Origin of the sequence: Inediibacterium massiliense (assembly GCF_001282725.1) — a bacterium.
GTDB lineage: Bacteria > Bacillota > Clostridia > Peptostreptococcales > Thermotaleaceae > Anaerophilus > Anaerophilus massiliensis.
Genome location: NZ_LN876584.1, coordinates 39,005 through 55,844 on the forward strand (window position 1 = coordinate 39,005; position 16,840 = coordinate 55,844).

The 16,840-nt window shown below is 30.3% G+C and carries 18 protein-coding genes, 1 tRNA gene and 1 riboswitch; of the genes, 7 read left to right on the forward strand and 12 right to left on the reverse strand.

Annotation, left to right across the window (positions count from 1 at the left end; translation table 11 throughout):
• Positions 1–6 precede the first annotated feature (6 nt).
• Positions 7–807: a motility protein A gene (locus BN2409_RS01635; protein WP_053954927.1), complete on the forward strand. Its 801-nt coding sequence runs from the start codon at positions 7–9 to the stop codon at positions 805–807.
• Complete coding sequence (locus tag BN2409_RS01640; protein ID WP_053954928.1) at positions 797–1,495, forward strand: OmpA/MotB family protein; 699 nt, start codon at positions 797–799, stop codon at positions 1,493–1,495. Before BN2409_RS01635 ends, BN2409_RS01640 begins: the two co-directional genes overlap by 11 nt.
• A gap of 227 nt (positions 1,496–1,722) precedes the next feature.
• On the opposite strand, the gene BN2409_RS01645 is transcribed toward BN2409_RS01640, so the two are convergent.
• Positions 1,723–3,123 carry an NCS2 family permease gene (locus BN2409_RS01645; protein WP_053954929.1) on the reverse strand — a complete coding sequence of 467 codons (1,401 nt, stop codon included), beginning with the start codon at positions 3,121–3,123 and terminating at the stop codon, positions 1,723–1,725.
• Positions 3,124–3,200: 77 nt separating this feature from the next.
• Positions 3,201–3,300: riboswitch (purine riboswitch) on the reverse strand.
• A 258-nt stretch (positions 3,301–3,558) separates the two neighbouring features.
• Here BN2409_RS01645 and BN2409_RS01650 point away from each other — a divergent pair.
• A tRNA-Lys gene (locus BN2409_RS01650) sits at positions 3,559–3,635 on the forward strand.
• A gap of 35 nt (positions 3,636–3,670) precedes the next feature.
• Here the strand turns inward: BN2409_RS01650 and BN2409_RS01655 are convergent.
• The 5 genes from BN2409_RS01655 to BN2409_RS01675 form a co-directional block, all read right to left on the reverse strand.
• Positions 3,671–4,420, reverse strand: a complete 750-nt coding sequence (locus BN2409_RS01655; protein WP_053954930.1) for a phosphate ABC transporter ATP-binding protein — start codon at positions 4,418–4,420, stop codon at positions 3,671–3,673.
• A 1-nt stretch (position 4,421) separates the two neighbouring features.
• Positions 4,422–5,246 carry a PstA family ABC transporter permease gene (locus tag BN2409_RS01660; protein ID WP_242847896.1) on the reverse strand — a complete coding sequence of 275 codons (825 nt, stop codon included), beginning with the start codon at positions 5,244–5,246 and terminating at the stop codon, positions 4,422–4,424.
• A gap of 160 nt (positions 5,247–5,406) precedes the next feature.
• Entirely contained in the window at positions 5,407–6,267 is an 861-nt protein-coding gene (pstC, locus tag BN2409_RS01665) for a phosphate ABC transporter permease subunit PstC (protein ID WP_053954932.1), read from the reverse strand.
• A 51-nt stretch (positions 6,268–6,318) separates the two neighbouring features.
• Positions 6,319–7,227, reverse strand: a complete 909-nt coding sequence (locus BN2409_RS01670; RefSeq protein WP_053954933.1) for a phosphate ABC transporter substrate-binding protein — start codon at positions 7,225–7,227, stop codon at positions 6,319–6,321.
• A 95-nt stretch (positions 7,228–7,322) separates the two neighbouring features.
• Positions 7,323–8,471 (reverse strand): aminotransferase class V-fold PLP-dependent enzyme, encoded by a 1,149-nt coding sequence (locus tag BN2409_RS01675; protein ID WP_330375355.1) that lies wholly within the window; start codon positions 8,469–8,471, stop codon positions 7,323–7,325.
• A 133-nt stretch (positions 8,472–8,604) separates the two neighbouring features.
• Here BN2409_RS01675 and yedE point away from each other — a divergent pair, with 133 nt between their 5' ends.
• Genes yedE through BN2409_RS01690 form a run of 3 tightly spaced genes read left to right on the forward strand, consistent with a single transcriptional unit; the run spans position 8,605 to position 10,127 of the window.
• Positions 8,605–9,687 carry a YedE family putative selenium transporter gene (gene yedE, locus BN2409_RS01680; RefSeq protein WP_053954935.1) on the forward strand — a complete coding sequence of 361 codons (1,083 nt, stop codon included), beginning with the start codon at positions 8,605–8,607 and terminating at the stop codon, positions 9,685–9,687.
• Positions 9,680–9,886, forward strand: a complete 207-nt coding sequence (locus tag BN2409_RS01685) for a sulfurtransferase TusA family protein (RefSeq protein WP_053954936.1) — start codon at positions 9,680–9,682, stop codon at positions 9,884–9,886. Before yedE ends, BN2409_RS01685 begins: the two co-directional genes overlap by 8 nt.
• Positions 9,887–9,893: 7 nt before the next feature.
• On the forward strand, positions 9,894–10,127 hold the full coding sequence (locus BN2409_RS01690) for a putative Se/S carrier protein (protein WP_053955167.1): 234 nt from the start codon (positions 9,894–9,896) through the stop codon (positions 10,125–10,127).
• Between the two features lie 37 nt (positions 10,128–10,164).
• Here BN2409_RS01690 and BN2409_RS01695 read toward each other — a convergent pair whose 3' ends face one another.
• Positions 10,165–11,952: an ASKHA domain-containing protein gene (locus BN2409_RS01695; RefSeq protein WP_053954937.1), complete on the reverse strand. Its 1,788-nt coding sequence runs from the start codon at positions 11,950–11,952 to the stop codon at positions 10,165–10,167.
• A 314-nt stretch (positions 11,953–12,266) separates the two neighbouring features.
• Here BN2409_RS01695 and lepB point away from each other — a divergent pair, with 314 nt between their 5' ends.
• Complete coding sequence (lepB, locus tag BN2409_RS01700; RefSeq protein WP_053954938.1) at positions 12,267–12,812, forward strand: signal peptidase I; 546 nt, start codon at positions 12,267–12,269, stop codon at positions 12,810–12,812.
• Between the two features lie 63 nt (positions 12,813–12,875).
• Here the strand turns inward: lepB and BN2409_RS01705 are convergent, their stop codons facing one another.
• The 5 genes from BN2409_RS01705 to BN2409_RS01725 form a co-directional block, all read right to left on the reverse strand.
• A complete protein-coding gene (locus tag BN2409_RS01705) occupies positions 12,876–13,373 on the reverse strand; it encodes an AbrB family transcriptional regulator (RefSeq protein ID WP_053954939.1) in 498 nt (165 codons plus the stop codon).
• Positions 13,374–13,444: 71 nt separating this feature from the next.
• Positions 13,445–14,356, reverse strand: a complete 912-nt coding sequence (locus BN2409_RS01710; protein WP_199872893.1) for an ATP-grasp domain-containing protein — start codon at positions 14,354–14,356, stop codon at positions 13,445–13,447.
• Between the two features lie 115 nt (positions 14,357–14,471).
• Positions 14,472–14,990, reverse strand: a complete 519-nt coding sequence (locus BN2409_RS01715; protein ID WP_053954940.1) for an ECF transporter S component — start codon at positions 14,988–14,990, stop codon at positions 14,472–14,474.
• 31 nt (positions 14,991–15,021) lie between these two features.
• Complete coding sequence (locus BN2409_RS01720) at positions 15,022–15,447, reverse strand: DUF1893 domain-containing protein (RefSeq protein WP_053954941.1); 426 nt, start codon at positions 15,445–15,447, stop codon at positions 15,022–15,024.
• 35 nt (positions 15,448–15,482) lie between these two features.
• A complete protein-coding gene (locus BN2409_RS01725) occupies positions 15,483–16,787 on the reverse strand; it encodes a L,D-transpeptidase family protein (protein WP_053954942.1) in 1,305 nt (434 codons plus the stop codon).
• Between the last annotated feature and the right edge of the window lie 53 nt (positions 16,788–16,840).

Sequence of the window (16,840 nt, forward strand, 5' to 3'; positions counted from 1 at the left end):
AATCTTATGAACATAAAAAATATGAAACTTCCTATTATTATATTTTTCATCTTACTACTCATTCATGCAGTCATAGGAAGTATTACCTTTAAAGCTTTTATCAATATCACAGCTATAGAGATCATATTAGCTGGTATTTTTCTATCTGTCATTATAAGCTTTTCATTTGATACTTTACTTCATACCATTCAAATGATCAAAAAAAGCTTTAAAGAAGAAATAAACTACGAAGCTTCTATTCACAAGGTTTATGATTTGAGTGTCAAAATAAAAAAAGATGGTGTTTTATCTATTCAATCAGACATAGATTCAGAAGAAAATATTTTTTTAAGAGATGCTATGACTCTTTTAAATGACTATAAAAAGCCTGAAGTCATGAGAGAAATTATGGAAAAAGATATTGAATCCAGAAAAGCAAATTTTTATAAACCTCATAATGTATTAAAAATGATTGCTCATGTATCCCCTTCATTTGGACTTATTGGAACTCTTTTAGGAATGGTAGGTCTTTTGTCTAATATTCATCAAACAGATATGATTATGAGTAATATGGCATCAGCACTTATTAGTACTCTTTATGGAAGTTTAATCTCAAATTTTATTGCAGTTCCATTGATGGGAAGAATGAAAGAATATATTGACCAAAATATATTGCAATATAGAATCATTATGGAAGGAATTTTACTTATTTCTCAAAACGATACAGCTAGAAATGTTTTTGATAAAATGAACGTTATGCTAAAAGAAGATCAAAGACTAACATATCCTAAAAAAACAATAGAAAGTGGTGAAGAATATGGAGGATGATAAGGATCAATATGACATAGATATTTCTACAAATTGGCTTATTACCTATAGTGATATGATCACTATTATTCTTTGTTTTTTTATCATATTCTTTAGCCTCAATGCAAAAGAGATGAGTATGCTTACAGAAATCAAAGATTCTCTTTCAAAAAAAGTATCTACTTTAACTTCTGAAAACGAAAAATTAAAAGAAGAAAGAAATTCTTTAGCCGCAAAGCTATTTGGCCTTACAGACATTGAAAAAGATGTAGTAACTTCCAAAGAAGATTTTATTACTTTTTTAAGAAAAAATAATCTCCTAGATCAAGTAAAAATCCTTGAAAATGAAAGAGGACTTGTGATTCGATTTAGAGACAGCATTTTATTTCCAAGTGCAAAAGCAAATATTTCAAAAGAAGGCTATGAAGTATTAGATCATATTGGAGAAAAATTAAAAAATATAGACAATGATATTATCGTAGAAGGATTTACAGATAATCTTCCTATTCGTACGAAAGAATTTCCTTCTAATTGGGAATTATCTGTAGCCCGTGCTATACATGTAGTAAAATTTCTTACAGAAACAAAAGGAATTGATGAAAATAGAATTTCTGTAAGTGGCTTTGGAGAAAGAAAGCCTATTGATACAAATAAAACTTCTACAGGAAGGTCTAATAATAGAAGAATTGAAATTACTATATTAAATTAAAAATAAACAAAGTCATAAAAAACGTCACTAATTTTCAAATTTGGAAAATATATAGAAACGATCGAAAATAGCATTACAAACTCGCTATGCTCAAACAGTGTAATGCTATTCATTTTCTCACTTATTCTATATTTTCACAAATTCTCAATAACTGTTCCTTATTTTTATGACTTTGCTAAAATATAGTTTGTCTTCAGTTTGAGGCAGTTCCTATAGGAACTGCCTTTTTATTCTGGTAATACTATAAATCTTATGATAAATAAAACAGCTAGTAGATACATAATCGGATGTACTTCTTTGTATTTGCCTGTGCTTACTTTCATAATAGGATAAAAAATAATTCCTGCTGCGATTCCATTTGCAATACTATAAGTAAATGGCATCATAGCAATGGTAAAAAACGCAGGAACTCCTTCTGTAAAATCTGAAAAATTTACATCTTTAACAGATTCAAGCATCAGCACTCCAACTATAATCAGTGCAGGTGATGTAGCTTGAGCTGGTACAATTCCTACAATTCCACCAAAAAATAATGACAATATAAAAAGTATTCCTACTACAAAACTTGTAAGTCCTGTTCTTCCTCCTTCTGCAATTCCTGCAGTAGATTCAATATAGGTAGCAGTAGTTGCCCCTCCAAATATAGAACTACATGTAGTTGCAATAGCATCTGCCAAAAGAGCTTTTTTCATTCCTCTTATTTTTCCGTCTTTCTCAATCATATCTGCCTTTTGAGCTGTTCCTACTAAAGTTCCTATTGTATCAAATAAATCCACCAAGCTAAAAGTTAAAACCACCATGACTACACTCGTAAGTGCGCCAATCAAACCTGCTCCATTATGTGATAATAGTCCATTAAAATCCATAGCAAAGAATGTAGGCTCTATAGATGGAGGCATACTAAACACTTTGAGTCCTTCTACATTTGTAATCCCCATAGGAATTCCTATAAGTGTAGTCAAAAGAATAGAAATAAGCATAGCTCCTTTTACTTTTCTAGCCATTAAAATAGACATACTCACAATTCCTATAAGAGTAAGAAGTACTCCTTTGTCTGTAAAATCTCCAAAGCTTATTAAAGTCCCTGGATTAGGTATTACAATTCCTCCGCTTTTTAATCCAATAAGTGCAATAAAAAGACCAATTCCACCTGGAATAGCTGCTTTTATATTTTGTGGAAGACAATCCACAATTTTTTCTCTTATAGACGTCACTGTAATAAGTATAAATAATATTCCTGAGATGGCTACAGCAGCTAATCCCTGCTGCCAAGTATACCCTAGAGTAAGGCACACACTATAAGAAAAAAATGCTGTAAGCCCTATTCCTGGCGCCACTGCAAAAGGTAAATTTGCATAAAGAGCCATTATTAAAGTTCCAATAGCTGCAATCAAACAAGTTCCTGTAAAAACTGATCCTACAACAGGATCTCCCAAAATAGAAATATTTAATGCTTCATCTCCCAAAAGTCCTAAAGTATTCATTCCTGATACTTTTAAAATATTAGGAATTACCAAAAGTGCATAAGCCATAGTAATAAAAGTAGTAACTCCTGCTAAAATCTCTGTTTTTACATTTGTTTTATGTTCTGATAATTTAAAGCATGATTGAAGTAAAGATTTCTGCATATTTTTCCTCCTTTAATTTCTCTTTAAATAAAAAATTCCATGGGATGGATCATCCCATGGCAGCAATGTGTCTAGCACTTACTATTTGGACTTACCATAGTGAGAAATTTACGGTTTCTCGTAGAAACTTCTAACCCTTATCATTAGAATTATATGGTCTATATAAAATAATACATTTATGTATGTTAACACCCTATTGTAAAAAAGTCAATAAAATCTAAAGTATTACAAATAATTCCCTTGTAGCTAAAGTCATAAAAAACGTCACTCATTTTCAAATTTGGAGAATATACTTTGTCAACAATCTAAAATATTGTAAATAATTCCCTATGAATTATAAATAAAATCTATCTATAAAAAATAACTATAGATTATTTTTTATAGAGTAGACAAAATTTAAAAAAAGGAGTAAAATAATATCCAGGTCAAAGATATACCTCATTAGCTCAGTCGGCTAGAGCACCTGACTCTTAATCAGGGTGTCCAGGGTTCGAATCCCTGATGGGGTACCAAAGAAAAAAGCCTTGAATTTTCAAGGCTTTTTTTGTTATCCAAATACTCCTCCTATATATTGCTTTGTCCTTAGGTCCTTAGGGTTTTCAAATATTTCTTTTGTCTCTTTATATTCTATGACCTGTCCCTCTAATAAAAATAATGTATAATCAGATATTCTTCTTGCTTGTGAAAGATTATGGGTTACAATTACAATTGTATAATTCTGGGTTAATTCTTTTAACATATTTTCAATATTTTGTGTGTTTTTTATATCTAACGCCGAACAAGGCTCATCTAAAAGAAGAATTCTAGGTTCTACTGTAAGGGCTCTTGCAATACAAAGCCTTTGCTGTTGTCCTCCTGAAAGCTTTATAGCATTCATTTTTAAGTCATTTTTCACTTCTTCATAAAGTCCTGCTATTTTTAATTTTTCTTCTACTATACATTTTAATTGTTCTTGATCTTTCATTCTATAATAAATAGGACCATAAGTCATATTTTTATAAATGGATAGAGGAAAAGGAGTAGGATTTTGAAAAACCATTCCTATATTTTTTCGAACTTTTTCTTTTTGTATACTTTTAATATCTATATCATTCAAAAATATATTTCCACTTTCAAAGACCTCTTTTTCTTCTTCTAGCATTCTGTTGATACTTTTAAGTAATGTAGATTTTCCACACCCTGAAGGGCCTATAATAGATGTAATTTTATTTTTTTTAATATTTATATTGATTTTATTTAGTACTTTCTTGGTTCCATAAGATATGCATAAATCTTTTATACTGAGTATACTCTCCACTTTATTCCTCCTTCCTAAAAACCCCTATTCCCATTCCTATAGAGTTTAAAAATAACAAAATTAGCAAAAGAACAAAAGCAGTTTTATATGCATTTTCTATAGAAATTCCTTCTCCAATTAATAAATATAAATGATAAGGAAGCGCCATAGCAGGAGATAATATGTTTTTAGGAACAGGTGCATATACAACTGCTCCTGTAAATAAAATAGGAGCTGTAGCACCCATGGCAAAACCTCCTGCTAACGATATAGCTCCTATCATCTCTTTAACACACATAGGAAGTATGATTTTAAAAAAAGTATAAGATTTGGATACACCAAGAGCATAAGAAGCATGAATCATTTCTTGATCTATCTCTCCAATGATTTTTTCAATTCTTACTTCTATAAATGGAAAAATCATAATTCCTAAGATGATTCCTCCAGACAATAAAGAAATCCCAAGTTTTAAATGAACAACTAAAAAAGTATATCCAAATAAACCAAGTACAATAGATGGGATTCCTGCTACAGATTGAGTCACTAAATGAATCAATCCCTGTATGTTTTTGTTTGTACAATAAAAATTTAAATAGATGGCTGTACTAATAGAAATGATTCCCGCAAAGATACATGCAATCAAAGTAAAATATATACTTCCTATTATGGCAGGAAATATACCTCCCTCCGTTCCTAGGGGAAATCCTTTTGGGACTCCTGATAAAAACTCTTTATCAATCCCTCCTATTCCTTTTATAAGAATGTAGAAGTTTATATAAAGGACAATTCCTATAAGGAGTATCCCACTTCCTATACTCCAGATTTTTAAAGCCCTATGTTTTTCCATATTTTTCATTCCTATCTTTCTATTCTTTTTTTCATACTATAAAAAATTCGCATGTTCCTATGGTCACTGCTCATGGCCTAAGCGAAATTCTTTCATTTCATTCAGAATTTCCGTTGCTTAAAATTTGATGAAAATCTAACTTTTTAAAATGATCTACAATTTATTCATTTATATAATTTCTTAAAAAGCAAAATATCATATTCACAATAAAAAGAATCATCATAAGTACAAAGCCTGATGCAAATAAAGCATGATAATGAATACTATCTACTTCTGCTCCTCCCATTTCCAGGGCAATTAAAGATGGAATCGTTTGAGCTTTTCCAAATAATTTGGGGAAAATAGGACTATTTCCAATAACCATCATAACAGCCATAGTCTCTCCCATACTCCTTGCAAAGCTTAGAATCATTCCAGCCAATATACTCTTTTTAGAGGATGGTAAAACAAGATATCTAATCATATGCCACTTTGATATTCCTAGTGCATCTGATGATTTTTTATATCGTTCTAAAATCTTAACCATAGATTCATCACAAGTAGAAATCATATATGGCAGGGTCATAATAGAAAGGAGTATCCCTCCCACTAATACACTTTCTCCTGATGGAAAATAAAAATGCTTTTCAAAAAATTTTACCAATACCAAAAGACCCATCAATCCATATATGACAGATGGAATCCCTGCTAGTAAATCTATAGCAGGTTTTATCATATTTCTAACTTTTCTATCTACTACACTGCTTAAAAATATAGATGCTCCTACTCCAATAGGAATGACTATGATTAATGCTACAAAGGATACATAAAATGTGGACAAAATCATAGGGAAAATAGAAACTTGTGGATGAATTTCTGTTGGATTCCAATGACTTCCTAATATAAAATCTATAAAAGATACTTGTTTAAATAAAATTATACTTTCCTTTGCAATAAAAAAGATAATAAAAGTTAAAATAGCTACAGAAAAAAAAGTAAGTATTCTCACCATATGAAAAAATATTTTTTCTCCTTTATACATCATCTCACATCCTTAAATAGAATAAAATTCAGAAGGAAAACCTTCTGAATTTTATTTTGCAGGAACAAATCCCATATCTTCGATTGTTTTCATTCCCTCTTCACTTGTTAATAAATCAATAAATATTTGTGCTTGAGGAAGTATTTCTCCCTTTGTAAGTACCACTAGAGGTCTTGAAATTTTGTAATCTCCATTTACAATATTTTCTTTTGCTGGAGATACTCCATCTACATCTAAAGTAATAATTTTTCCTTCATTTTGATTGACCATTCCGTAAGATGCATATCCTACAGCATTTTTATTTTCCATAATTTTTGTAACTAATGCACCCATAGAAGGAGCTTGTATTGCATCCTCTCTTACTTTTTGATCTCCCATAACTTTGCTTTGGAATACTTTATGAGCTCCACCGCCTAAGTCTCTTGTTACCACAACAATTTCTTCATGAGGAAGGCTTTTTTCTACTTGGTCCCAATATTTATATTCTCCCGAAAAAATCTTTTGGATTTCTTCTGTTGTTAAATTTTTCTTTACTTTATGTATATTGTTTTCTGGATTTACTGAAATAGTTAAAGCATCTAATCCTAATACATACTCTTTATACCCTTCTATTTTTCCTTTTTCTTCATCAGATACACTTCTTGCTGTCATTCCAAAATCACTTGTTTCATCTATAACAGATTTTACTCCTGCTGAAGATCCTCCTGCTGAAACAAAAATGTCTATGCTCTTTTGTGGAAAATCTTTATTTACTTGATCCCATGTTTCATATTTTTCAATAAAGTCTGTTGAAATTTTAGAAATGACAGGCGCTAATGTAGATGATCCTTTAAATAAAATTTGTGACTGAAAATCTGCTTCATTAGATGCAGCTTCTTCTTGAGGAGCTTGATTTGCACAACCTGTAAAAAGCGCAAATATTAAAACCATTCCCATAATCATACTCATGACTCTTCTCATGTTTCTATCCCCTTTTTCATAAATTATGAACTTCTTAATCTTAGTATAGCATAGGCATTTTATCAGATAAGATGAAATTTTTCAATGATCGTTTTTTAAGTATAAGATTTCTTTATACATTTATACAAAGATTCTACAGCATAATCTACTTCTTTTTTTGTATTTTTATGCCCAAAGCTAAATCTCATAGTTCCTTTTGGAAATGTTTTTAATGTCTGATGAGCAGATGGTGAACAGTGAAGTCCACATCTTATCATAATTCCAAATTCTTTATAAAGATTATAAGCAACCTCCCCTTGATCTAAATCTTTCACGTCAAGAGAAATTACACTCGTTCTATTTTTTAAATCCTTCTTTCCTACAATTTGTAGATGAGGCATATTTCCTACCCCTTCCATAAATCTATCTAAAAGTTCTATCTCCTTTTTTCGTATATTTTCTATTTTGTAATCTAGTATATATTCTAATGCTGCATGAAATCCATAAATACCAGGAATATTCATGGTTCCTGCCTCAAACTTATCTGGCATATACAAAGGTTGTTCTTCATACTCTGATAAACTTCCTGTTCCTCCTTGTATAAAAGAATTTACCTTATTGACCATATCATCACTAATTAAAAATCCTCCAATGCCCTGGGGCCCTAGAAGTCCTTTATGCCCTGTAAAGGCAATGGCATCTGCTCCTAATTTTTCGTAATCTATATCTAAAAATCCTGCTGTTTGTGCTGTATCTACAATAAATAATAGTTTATTCTCTTTACATATTTTTCCTACCTCTTCAAGGGGTAGAATCGTGCCGCATACATTTGAAGCATGAAGCATAATAATTGCTTTTGTATTAGACTTTATATACTTTTTGATTTCTTTTAAGTTTAATTCTCCTAATGAAGTACAAGGTACCTTTGTATATTCTACCCTCATCGCATGAAGAGGTCTCATCACCGCATTATGCTCCATAGAAGATACAATCACATGATCCTTCTCACTTAACATTCCTTTTAAAAGGACGTTTAAACTTTCTGTTATATTTTTTGTAAAAACTATATTCTCACTTCTTTTAAAATGAAACAGTTCACCAATAAGCTCTCTTGTTTCATAAACTATATTTTCTGCCTCAAAAGAACTCCCATAAGCTCCTCTATTAATATTACATCCAATATGGTTTAAATAATGACTCATTTGTTCTACAACTCCAGGAGCCTTTGGAAAAGAAGTAGCTCCGTGATCTAAATACACATTCATATTCATTCCCCCATAAGATAAATCTATCATCAATCTTAAACTATAAGAATGTTTTATTTAACATTTATTGTATAAATTGTTAATCTTAACTTATACGCAATATTAAAAATATTCTATCACAGGAGGGGTGAATGTGGAAGGAAAAAAAGGAATTCTTATTTCAGGTACCATTATAGGAATTGTATCTGTGTTATTGGTAAAATTAGGAAATCCAGCTAATATGGGATTTTGTATTGCATGCTTTATTAGAGATATTTCAGGGGCATTAGGACTACATAGAGCAGAGATCGTTCAATATTTAAGGCCTGAAATTATGGGATTAGTTTTAGGTTCTTTTATTATGGCAATCATGCATAAAGAATTTCGTCCTCAAGGAGGTTCTTCTCCTTTTATTCGTTTTGTATTAGGAATTGCAGTTATGATTGGTGCTTTAATGTTTTTAGGTTGTCCTCTTCGAATGGTTCTTCGCCTAGGAGGAGGAGATTTAAATGCTCTCTTTGGTATTTTAGGATTTATCGTGGGAATTTTTATAGGCATTTTCTTCTTAAACAAAGGCTTTAATTTAAAAAGAAACTATAAGCTTTCTAATGGAGAAGGGATTTTATTTCCTATCGTCAATATATTTTTATTGATTTTACTCGTTAGCGCTCCATCTTTTATTTTCTTTAGTCAAAAAGGACCAGGTAGCATGTATGCTCCTGTCAGTATATCTTTATTGGCAGGATTAATCGTTGGTATTTTATGTCAAAGAACTAGGCTCTGTATGGTGGGAGGCATAAGAGATTTTATTTTATTTAAAGACACCTATTTGCTTTTAGGATTTATAGCTATTTTTATATTCAGCCTAATAGGTAATGGATTATTAGGATATCTTAAGATAGGTTTTTTAGAACAACCCGTTGCTCATAATGATGGTATGTGGAATTTTTTAGGTATGGTTTTATGTGGACTAGGATCCGTATTATTAGGTGGATGTCCTATGAGACAACTGATTTTATCTGGAGAAGGCAATACAGATTCTGTAATCACTATCATGGGTATGCTCATAGGTGCTGCTATTTGTCACAACTTTGGATTAGCATCTAGCCCAAAAGGTCCTACCCCTAATGGCCAAATTGCAGTGATTGTATGCTTAATCATTGTAGGGGTTATAGGATATTTACATTCAGAAATGTTCATACCAAAAAAAGTGAAAGGAGATGTAAAAATTGGATAGAGTAGACACAAGAGGCATGTCATGTCCTCAACCTGTTTTAATGACTAAAAAAGCTATTGCTAACAATCCTAAAGATTTAGAAATTTTAGTAGATAACAATACTGCCAAAAACAATGTATCTAGATTTTTAGAACATGCTGGATATACTTTTCAAATAAACGAAGGGAATGAAGATTTTGTCATTCGTGCCACAAAATAATATCTCCATGAAAAATTATATAGCAGTCTTTTTTACTCATTCAGGAGCTATCAAATTTAATAGATTTGCAAAGAAGAATAATATTTTTTGTGAACTTATGCCTGTTCCTAGAAAATTAAGTTCTAATTGTGGAATCGGAGCAAAATTTTGTTGTAATAATATTAACAAAATAATAGATTCTGAAATCGAAAAAATATTTGAAGTGAAAAATGATGAATATATTTTAGTATATGAAGAATAAAAACCCCTTAAGGGTATTGCCCTTAAGGGGTTTTTATTTATTCTATAAATTTTAAACAATCCATTAATAATTTTTTATATCCTTTTCTTTTAGATAATTCTATATATTTTATTTTTTTTGAAATTCCTTCTATTTCTTGTCGTATAGATTGAGAAAGTAAACACATAAGCGCTCCAATCCTAGAAGAATTTCCTATATAATGTGCTTTATCTTTTAATTTTTCTGGCATCATTCCTATTCTTACTAAGCTTTCTACATTTAAATACTCTCTAAACTCTCCTGCAATCATTACTTCATCTATATCCTCTACCCTTAAATCATTTTCATGAAGAATCACATAAATTCCTGAAAGAATAGCTCCCTTTGCAAGTTGAATTTGACGAATATCTTCTTGCGTAATAAATATATTATGTTCTTCATCTACTATCATTTTTCTTTTTTTCTCTTCTTCTATAATAAACTTTTGAAAATCTATAGGAATTTGTTTTTTCTTTTTTATCCTTCCGGATGAATGCAACATACCCCTTTGAAGCATTTGTGCAATAATATCTACAATGCCGCTTCCACAAATCCCTAGAGGTTGTTTGTTTTCTATTGTTTTAAAACTTATTTTCCCACCTTCTATTTTTACCACTTCAATAGCTCCTTCACAGGATCCAATTCCATATTCAATATTCATCCCTTGCAGTGCTGGACCTGATGAACAAAAACAGGAGGACAATTCTCCACTCTTAGATAAAACAATTTCTCCACTCACTCCAATATCTACAAATAATACATTTTTGTTCTTCTTATAAAGACCACTTACTAAAATTCCACCTACAATATCTGCTCCTATATAGCTTGATACACTAGGAAGACAATATACATTTGCAAATGGTGCAATCTCTATTCCAACCATAGATGATTTTATATTTTTAGGCTCACAAAATACAGGAACCGATGGAGATTTTTCTGAAAAATCAATCTGTACTCCTAAGAAGAAATGCATCATAGCATTGTTTCCTCCCACAACTATTTCATAAATATTCTTTTTGAATATTTTATGCTTTCTACATAACTTTTCTATTAATTGATTCAAGCAATCTATCACATTTTTTTGAAGAATTTCTAATCCTTCTTTTTTGCTTTTGACAAATTTAATTCGAGATAATATATCTAGCCCATATTGATTTTGAGGATTCAGCATTCTTTCTGAGGACATTTCCTTTTTTTCATTTAAGTCTACCAAAGATGCAACTACTGTAGTTGTACCAATATCTACAACAACTCCATAAAGTAAGGAAGATGTATTCTTAGGCTCTACTCCTATCAATTCATCCTTTTGGTAGATGGCTGTTACTTCATTTTCTTCCAATATTTCAGGAAGTTTTCTGATGATATCTATAGGAAAGGAACCTCTATTGAGTCCAACAATTCCTTTTAAAAAATTTTCATAGGAATTATATTGCTTTAGCTTCATTTTGGGAATACTATATACTTTTTTTTGAATAGAAGGCTGTATTGGAAAATAAGGGATAGATACATTTGTTAATATTTTATGTTCTTCTTTATTTTCTTTTAAAAGTTGTATGGTTATATTGCTAGTAGGTTTAATCATACAAGCCAGTCGTATTCCCTCATTGATTTCTTCTTGGGATAAATATCTTTGTTCTTCTTCTAACATCTCTTCTACTTGTCCTTGTAATATCTTTACTTTACATTTTCCACAAATTCCATTGCCTCCACATGAAGTCTCAATTTTTATTTTATAATTCAAAAGAACATGAAAAAGATTTTCTCCTTTTTCAAAAGAATATTTTTTCCCTTCTACTTTTAGATACATTTTCTTTCCCTTCTTTCATTTAGAAACCGTTATTGAAAGATTCAATCTATATATCAACACATTTGTAAAATGATCTTTTTATATTTATTACTTATTTTTGAATTAATTTTAAATTCTGATAATTTTTACGACTAATGCCTATATCTAGTGTACAAATTATTTTTTATTCCTTCCAATTAAAAAATACTATTGTTTTTTGATTGAAATAGATATTGTTTATACTTTTTTAACTTGTAAATTGAATTGTGACTCATTATATAAATAAATTATGATATAATGTGTAAGTAAAAATTATTCAAAAAGGGGGGTCTCTCTTGAAAGAAGTCCTTGAATGGATAAAAACGATTGTTGTTTCTATCCTTATCGCTTTTGTTATTACAACTTTTGTTACTCCACTCATTGTAGATGGTGTATCTATGTATCCTACTTTAGATGATCATGATTATCTTATTCTAAAAAATACACATCATGTACAAAAAGGAGATATTATTTCATTTTCTTCTGATTTAAAATTTTCTACTGAAGAATTAGAAAATTTAAGTGTTTTTCAAAAAATCAAAAGAGGAGAAACAAAAAATTTAATTAAGAGAGTTATTGCTGTAGAAGGAGATCAACTACTCATTAAAGATGGACAAGTTTATGTAAATGGAAAAAAATTAGAAGAAAATTATATTCATGGAGCCTTTACTTTTGGTGATATATATATAGAAAAAATTCCTTCTAACAAGATTTTTGTAATGGGAGACAATAGAGAGAACAGTTTAGATAGTAGAAATTTAGGTTTAGTAGATTTAGAAAAAGTACAAGGAATAGCTGTTATAAGAGTCTTTCCTGTATCTAAAATAGGGAGCATTCAATAATAATAAAAAGAGTGAAAATTTCACTCTTTTTATTATTATTAAATGGTAAAACAATTTAAAAAATTATAGCTGAACTGCCTGAACAAATCTTTTTATAATCATCGGAAGAATAGTAATAACTGAAATAAGTCTCATTAAATGTAAAATAGCCACTTTTGGAGTTTGAGCTCCATATGCTTCTGATATAAGAGTCATGTCTGTAATCCCTCCAGGAGCACAACTAAATAATGCTGTCACAATATCTAAGCCTGTAAATTTTGAAATTAAAAATCCTAATCCTATACTAAAAATAGTCATCCCTATGACTAAAATAAAAGCAGGTAAAATTAACTCCTTCATACCTTTTACTATGTCCATAGTAAAGTTCAGTCCAATCATTCCTCCTACCACCATTTGGGCAATGATTTTAAACTTGATAGGAATATATCCTTTTCCTGTATAGATGTTATAAATGGCTACAGCAATCATAGCTCCTACTAAAGCTCCTGCTGGAATTTTTAATTTAATCCCTATCAATCCTCCTATTACCGCTATTACTAAAGTATACAGTATCTTCTCCATGCTATTCATCTCCTTCTCGTTATATATATCAGTATATCAAAAATCCTCCTAAATGGAGGATTTTTCACTTCTTATGCCAAACTAAACCTAATCTTTATGTAATTAAAAATTTCCTCTGCTACCTTCATTTGAGTTGCTTCTTCAAATCCTTCAAATCCAGGAGCAGAATTGGCTTCACAGATTCTATAATGTTCTCCATCAAATAAAAGATCAATTCCTGCTACATCTAATCCTAAAATTTTAGAACTTTCTGTCGCCAACCATTCAATTTCAGGATTTAATTCATATTTTTTTACACTTCCTCCTTGAGAGAAATTTGCTTTAAAACTACCATCTTTTGAAATTCTCTCCATGCATCCAATGGGTCTTCCTCCAATTACTAAAACTCTTAGATCTCTTCCAAAACTGTTTTTAATAAATTCTTGTAAAATAATATTCATATTGGTATTAGTACTATTGATCAGTTGCATCAAATCATCAAAACTACTTTTATTATTAGAAAGATATACTCCACTGCCTTGAGATCCATGAATAGTTTTTACAATCACAGGAAAACCTAAATACTTTTCTACTAAATCTACATTTACAGGAAACTTTACAAGCATAGTCTTAGGTACAGGTAAATTATTTGTAGCCAATATTTGCTGTGTATAAAGTTTATCTTTTACCACATCTATACTGTGGGGATGATTAATGATATGAACTCCTAATTTCTCAAGATGTCTAAGTACTGCTAAAGAAAAATAAGAAGTATGTGAACCCATTCTAGGCAGTACAAAGTCTGGTAAAATTATATTTTCTCCATCTAAAAATATAGATTTTTCCCCTTCCTTTGTGACAATCAAATCTAATTGTTCAGGATAAATAATTTTTAAATCAATATCATGTGCTTTTGCAGCCTCTAAAAATCTACTATTTTCATAGCTATCTTGTTTGATTCTAGCTTTAAATGGACTATATAAAATCCAACCATTAATACTCATTCCTATGCTCCTCCTTGGGATTTTCCCTAAGCTGTTTCCTATATTATGTCCAATATTAAATATAAATACCATAAAAGAAAAAGAACCAAGAAAAAAACTTGGTTCTATCTACTATCTATATTTGTCTTATAAATCTATTTAATCCATAAATAACAACAGGAATCAGCACCATTTGCACTACAATGCCAGGAAGTCCTGTAAGAATTCCTCCCTTTACAAATAATATAGGATTCATTTTTAATCCAAATAACAAAGAAAGAAAATATACTGTAATTCCTGCTACAATTCTTCCTCCTATCATAGAAACTAGAAGAGGTATCATAACAGGTTTTCTTCTTTTTCTTGAAAATAAAGAAATAATAAGTCCATATGTACCTAATTCAAAAGCCATAATAACAGCCATAGGAAACAAAACAGGCATTCCTGTTAATACGCCACTCATAATAGGTGTAACAGCTCCAACGATAAAAGCAAATATAGGTGATAAGAAAAAACCTCCTATGAAAACAGGAATATGCATAGGTAACAATATTTTTCCCATACTTCCAAAGGCATGAAATGCCATAGGAAGAAGTACTCCTATTGCAATAAACAATCCACTTACTATGATCTCTTTTGATTTTTTGTGATTCATTTTTTGTCCTCCTTACATATAACAAACCCTATCATGATTGACTCTTTTTCATAAACTCGCCTATATCCTTTAATAGACAGATAGGATCTTCTACGGCCTGAGATAATTCTTCCATAGGACACCTTCCATTTTTATTTCTATTTTGTATATAAGGGCAAGCCTCTTCATAATAAAATATAATTTCAGATTTTTTTAATACCTTCATAGCATCTTGAGAAATAAGTCTTGTATGTAAATATTTTATTTCTAAATGAACACAAAGAATAGCCGCTGCCTTCCCAATCACTCGATCTGCTATGCTTGCACCTTTTAATTGATCCTTTATGGTACATGTAACTTCATATAAAGGTCTAATGCCTTTTTCTTTACTTGAAAATAAAACTTTTCTTTCTTTTACAACAACTAACGTACATCCTTCTTCTTTAAGAATTTTTTTTGCTAATTCAATATCTGTCATATATTCAGCTCCTTATGGAGTATGGTCTTTGATCATTATTCAATGACAACTACTGCACTCTCCCCAATTTGTAACCAATCATATAAAAACTTTGCATGACTTGTATAATTTCTTACACATCCATGAGATTTAGGTATCGTTCCAATCGTCCATAAATATTCTCTCATACCAGGATCTATTTGTTTTCCTTCAACTACTTTATATGCTGTAGGCACCCCGTGAATATAAACTCCTCCGCTAAATCTTATAGCATAAGGAGCATATCCATCTACTTCATTGTTCCCATCATGAAGATATAAAAATCTAGGTCTTTTTTCTATGGCCATAAAATATCCTAAAGGAGTTTGTTGCTTATATTTTCCCCGATCTCCAGTAGTAGCTAAAGTATAAGATACAAGTTGCCATTTTCCATCTACATATTCAAAAACTCCTTCATTTTGATTTTTTCTGTCTACTACAACTACTTTTTTTAAATCTTTAATATGATTTTGAAAAGATATATATTTCTTAGGAACCCAATAAATTCCTTCAAAATTCAAAGTCGTAATTTGATAAAAACCATTTTGCTCTCCCCATACTCTTACTAGTCCTCCATCTTCTATATACCTAAAATCAGAATGGATAGAAGGTTTTAGATAAGCTGGAGCAGCTTGATCTCTTTTTTTCCCATAATAATCAGATTCTTTTCCTGCCCATAGAGGTCCTTTTCCATTTTTATTTTTGTAATTAGAAATATAAGCAATCTTTTGAGACTTTATTTCTTCTTTTAAAGCGTTTATGGCTTTTTCCATTTTTTCAAATTGAAAAGATCTAGGTTCTACTAAAGATGCAGATATATATCCATATTGGATCATAGAATCTTTCCACCAATATACTTTATACCACTGCTCGTTATCTCCATTTACTTTTTCTATCAATCCCATTCTTTCAAAATAAGATATATTATGGACTACTTTTGATTGAGTACTAGGTTGTTCAAATATTTTTACTCCTTTAGATAAAGCCAATATATAATCATAACTTGTAGCATAATTATTATATTTTAAATTTTTTATGATTTGATTGGATAGTTGAGTTTGAAAAACTTCAATGACATTGTTTTCTTCTACTTTCTCTTCTTTTAACTCTTCTTGTGGTTCTTCTTGTATAACTTGCTCTTGTTCTGTTTCTTGTTCTAAAAGTTGTTCCTCTTTTAAATTCTCATCATTTTCAATTTCTTTCATTTCATCTTCTATTAATATGGATTCTTTCGCATCATCCACTTGACTAAACCCATATATAGGATAGCCTTGTAAGAAAATGAATAATACCATAAAAAAACATGCCATTTTTTGTTTCACTATCTACTCCCCCTGTTCATCTCCATAGTATACTATCTATATTCTATCAGTCT

Coding starts and splice junctions, on each gene's coding strand:
- pstC (WP_053954932.1), bottom strand. CDS start 6,267: ATGTATAAAGGAGAAAAAATATTTTTTCATATGGTGAGAATACTTACT.
- BN2409_RS01705 (WP_053954939.1), bottom strand. CDS start 13,373: ATGGAGAAGATACTGTATACTTTAGTAATAGCGGTAATAGGAGGATTG.
- BN2409_RS01715 (WP_053954940.1), bottom strand. CDS start 14,990: ATGAATCACAAAAAATCAAAAGAGATCATAGTAAGTGGATTGTTTATT.
- BN2409_RS01695 (WP_053954937.1), bottom strand. CDS start 11,952: ATGTATCTAAAAGTAGAAGGGAAAAAATATTCTTTTGAAAAAGGAGAA.
- BN2409_RS01660 (WP_242847896.1), bottom strand. CDS start 5,246: ATGGAAAAACATAGGGCTTTAAAAATCTGGAGTATAGGAAGTGGGATA.
- BN2409_RS01690 (WP_053955167.1), top strand. CDS start 9,894: ATGAAAAATTATATAGCAGTCTTTTTTACTCATTCAGGAGCTATCAAA.
- BN2409_RS01670 (WP_053954933.1), bottom strand. CDS start 7,227: ATGAGAAGAGTCATGAGTATGATTATGGGAATGGTTTTAATATTTGCG.
- BN2409_RS01645 (WP_053954929.1), bottom strand. CDS start 3,123: ATGCAGAAATCTTTACTTCAATCATGCTTTAAATTATCAGAACATAAA.
- BN2409_RS01635 (WP_053954927.1), top strand. CDS start 7: ATGAACATAAAAAATATGAAACTTCCTATTATTATATTTTTCATCTTA.
- BN2409_RS01710 (WP_199872893.1), bottom strand. CDS start 14,356: ATGAGTATTAATGGTTGGATTTTATATAGTCCATTTAAAGCTAGAATC.
- BN2409_RS01675 (WP_330375355.1), bottom strand. CDS start 8,471: ATGAATGTGTATTTAGATCACGGAGCTACTTCTTTTCCAAAGGCTCCT.
- BN2409_RS01640 (WP_053954928.1), top strand. CDS start 797: ATGGAGGATGATAAGGATCAATATGACATAGATATTTCTACAAATTGG.
- BN2409_RS01720 (WP_053954941.1), bottom strand. CDS start 15,447: ATGACAGATATTGAATTAGCAAAAAAAATTCTTAAAGAAGAAGGATGT.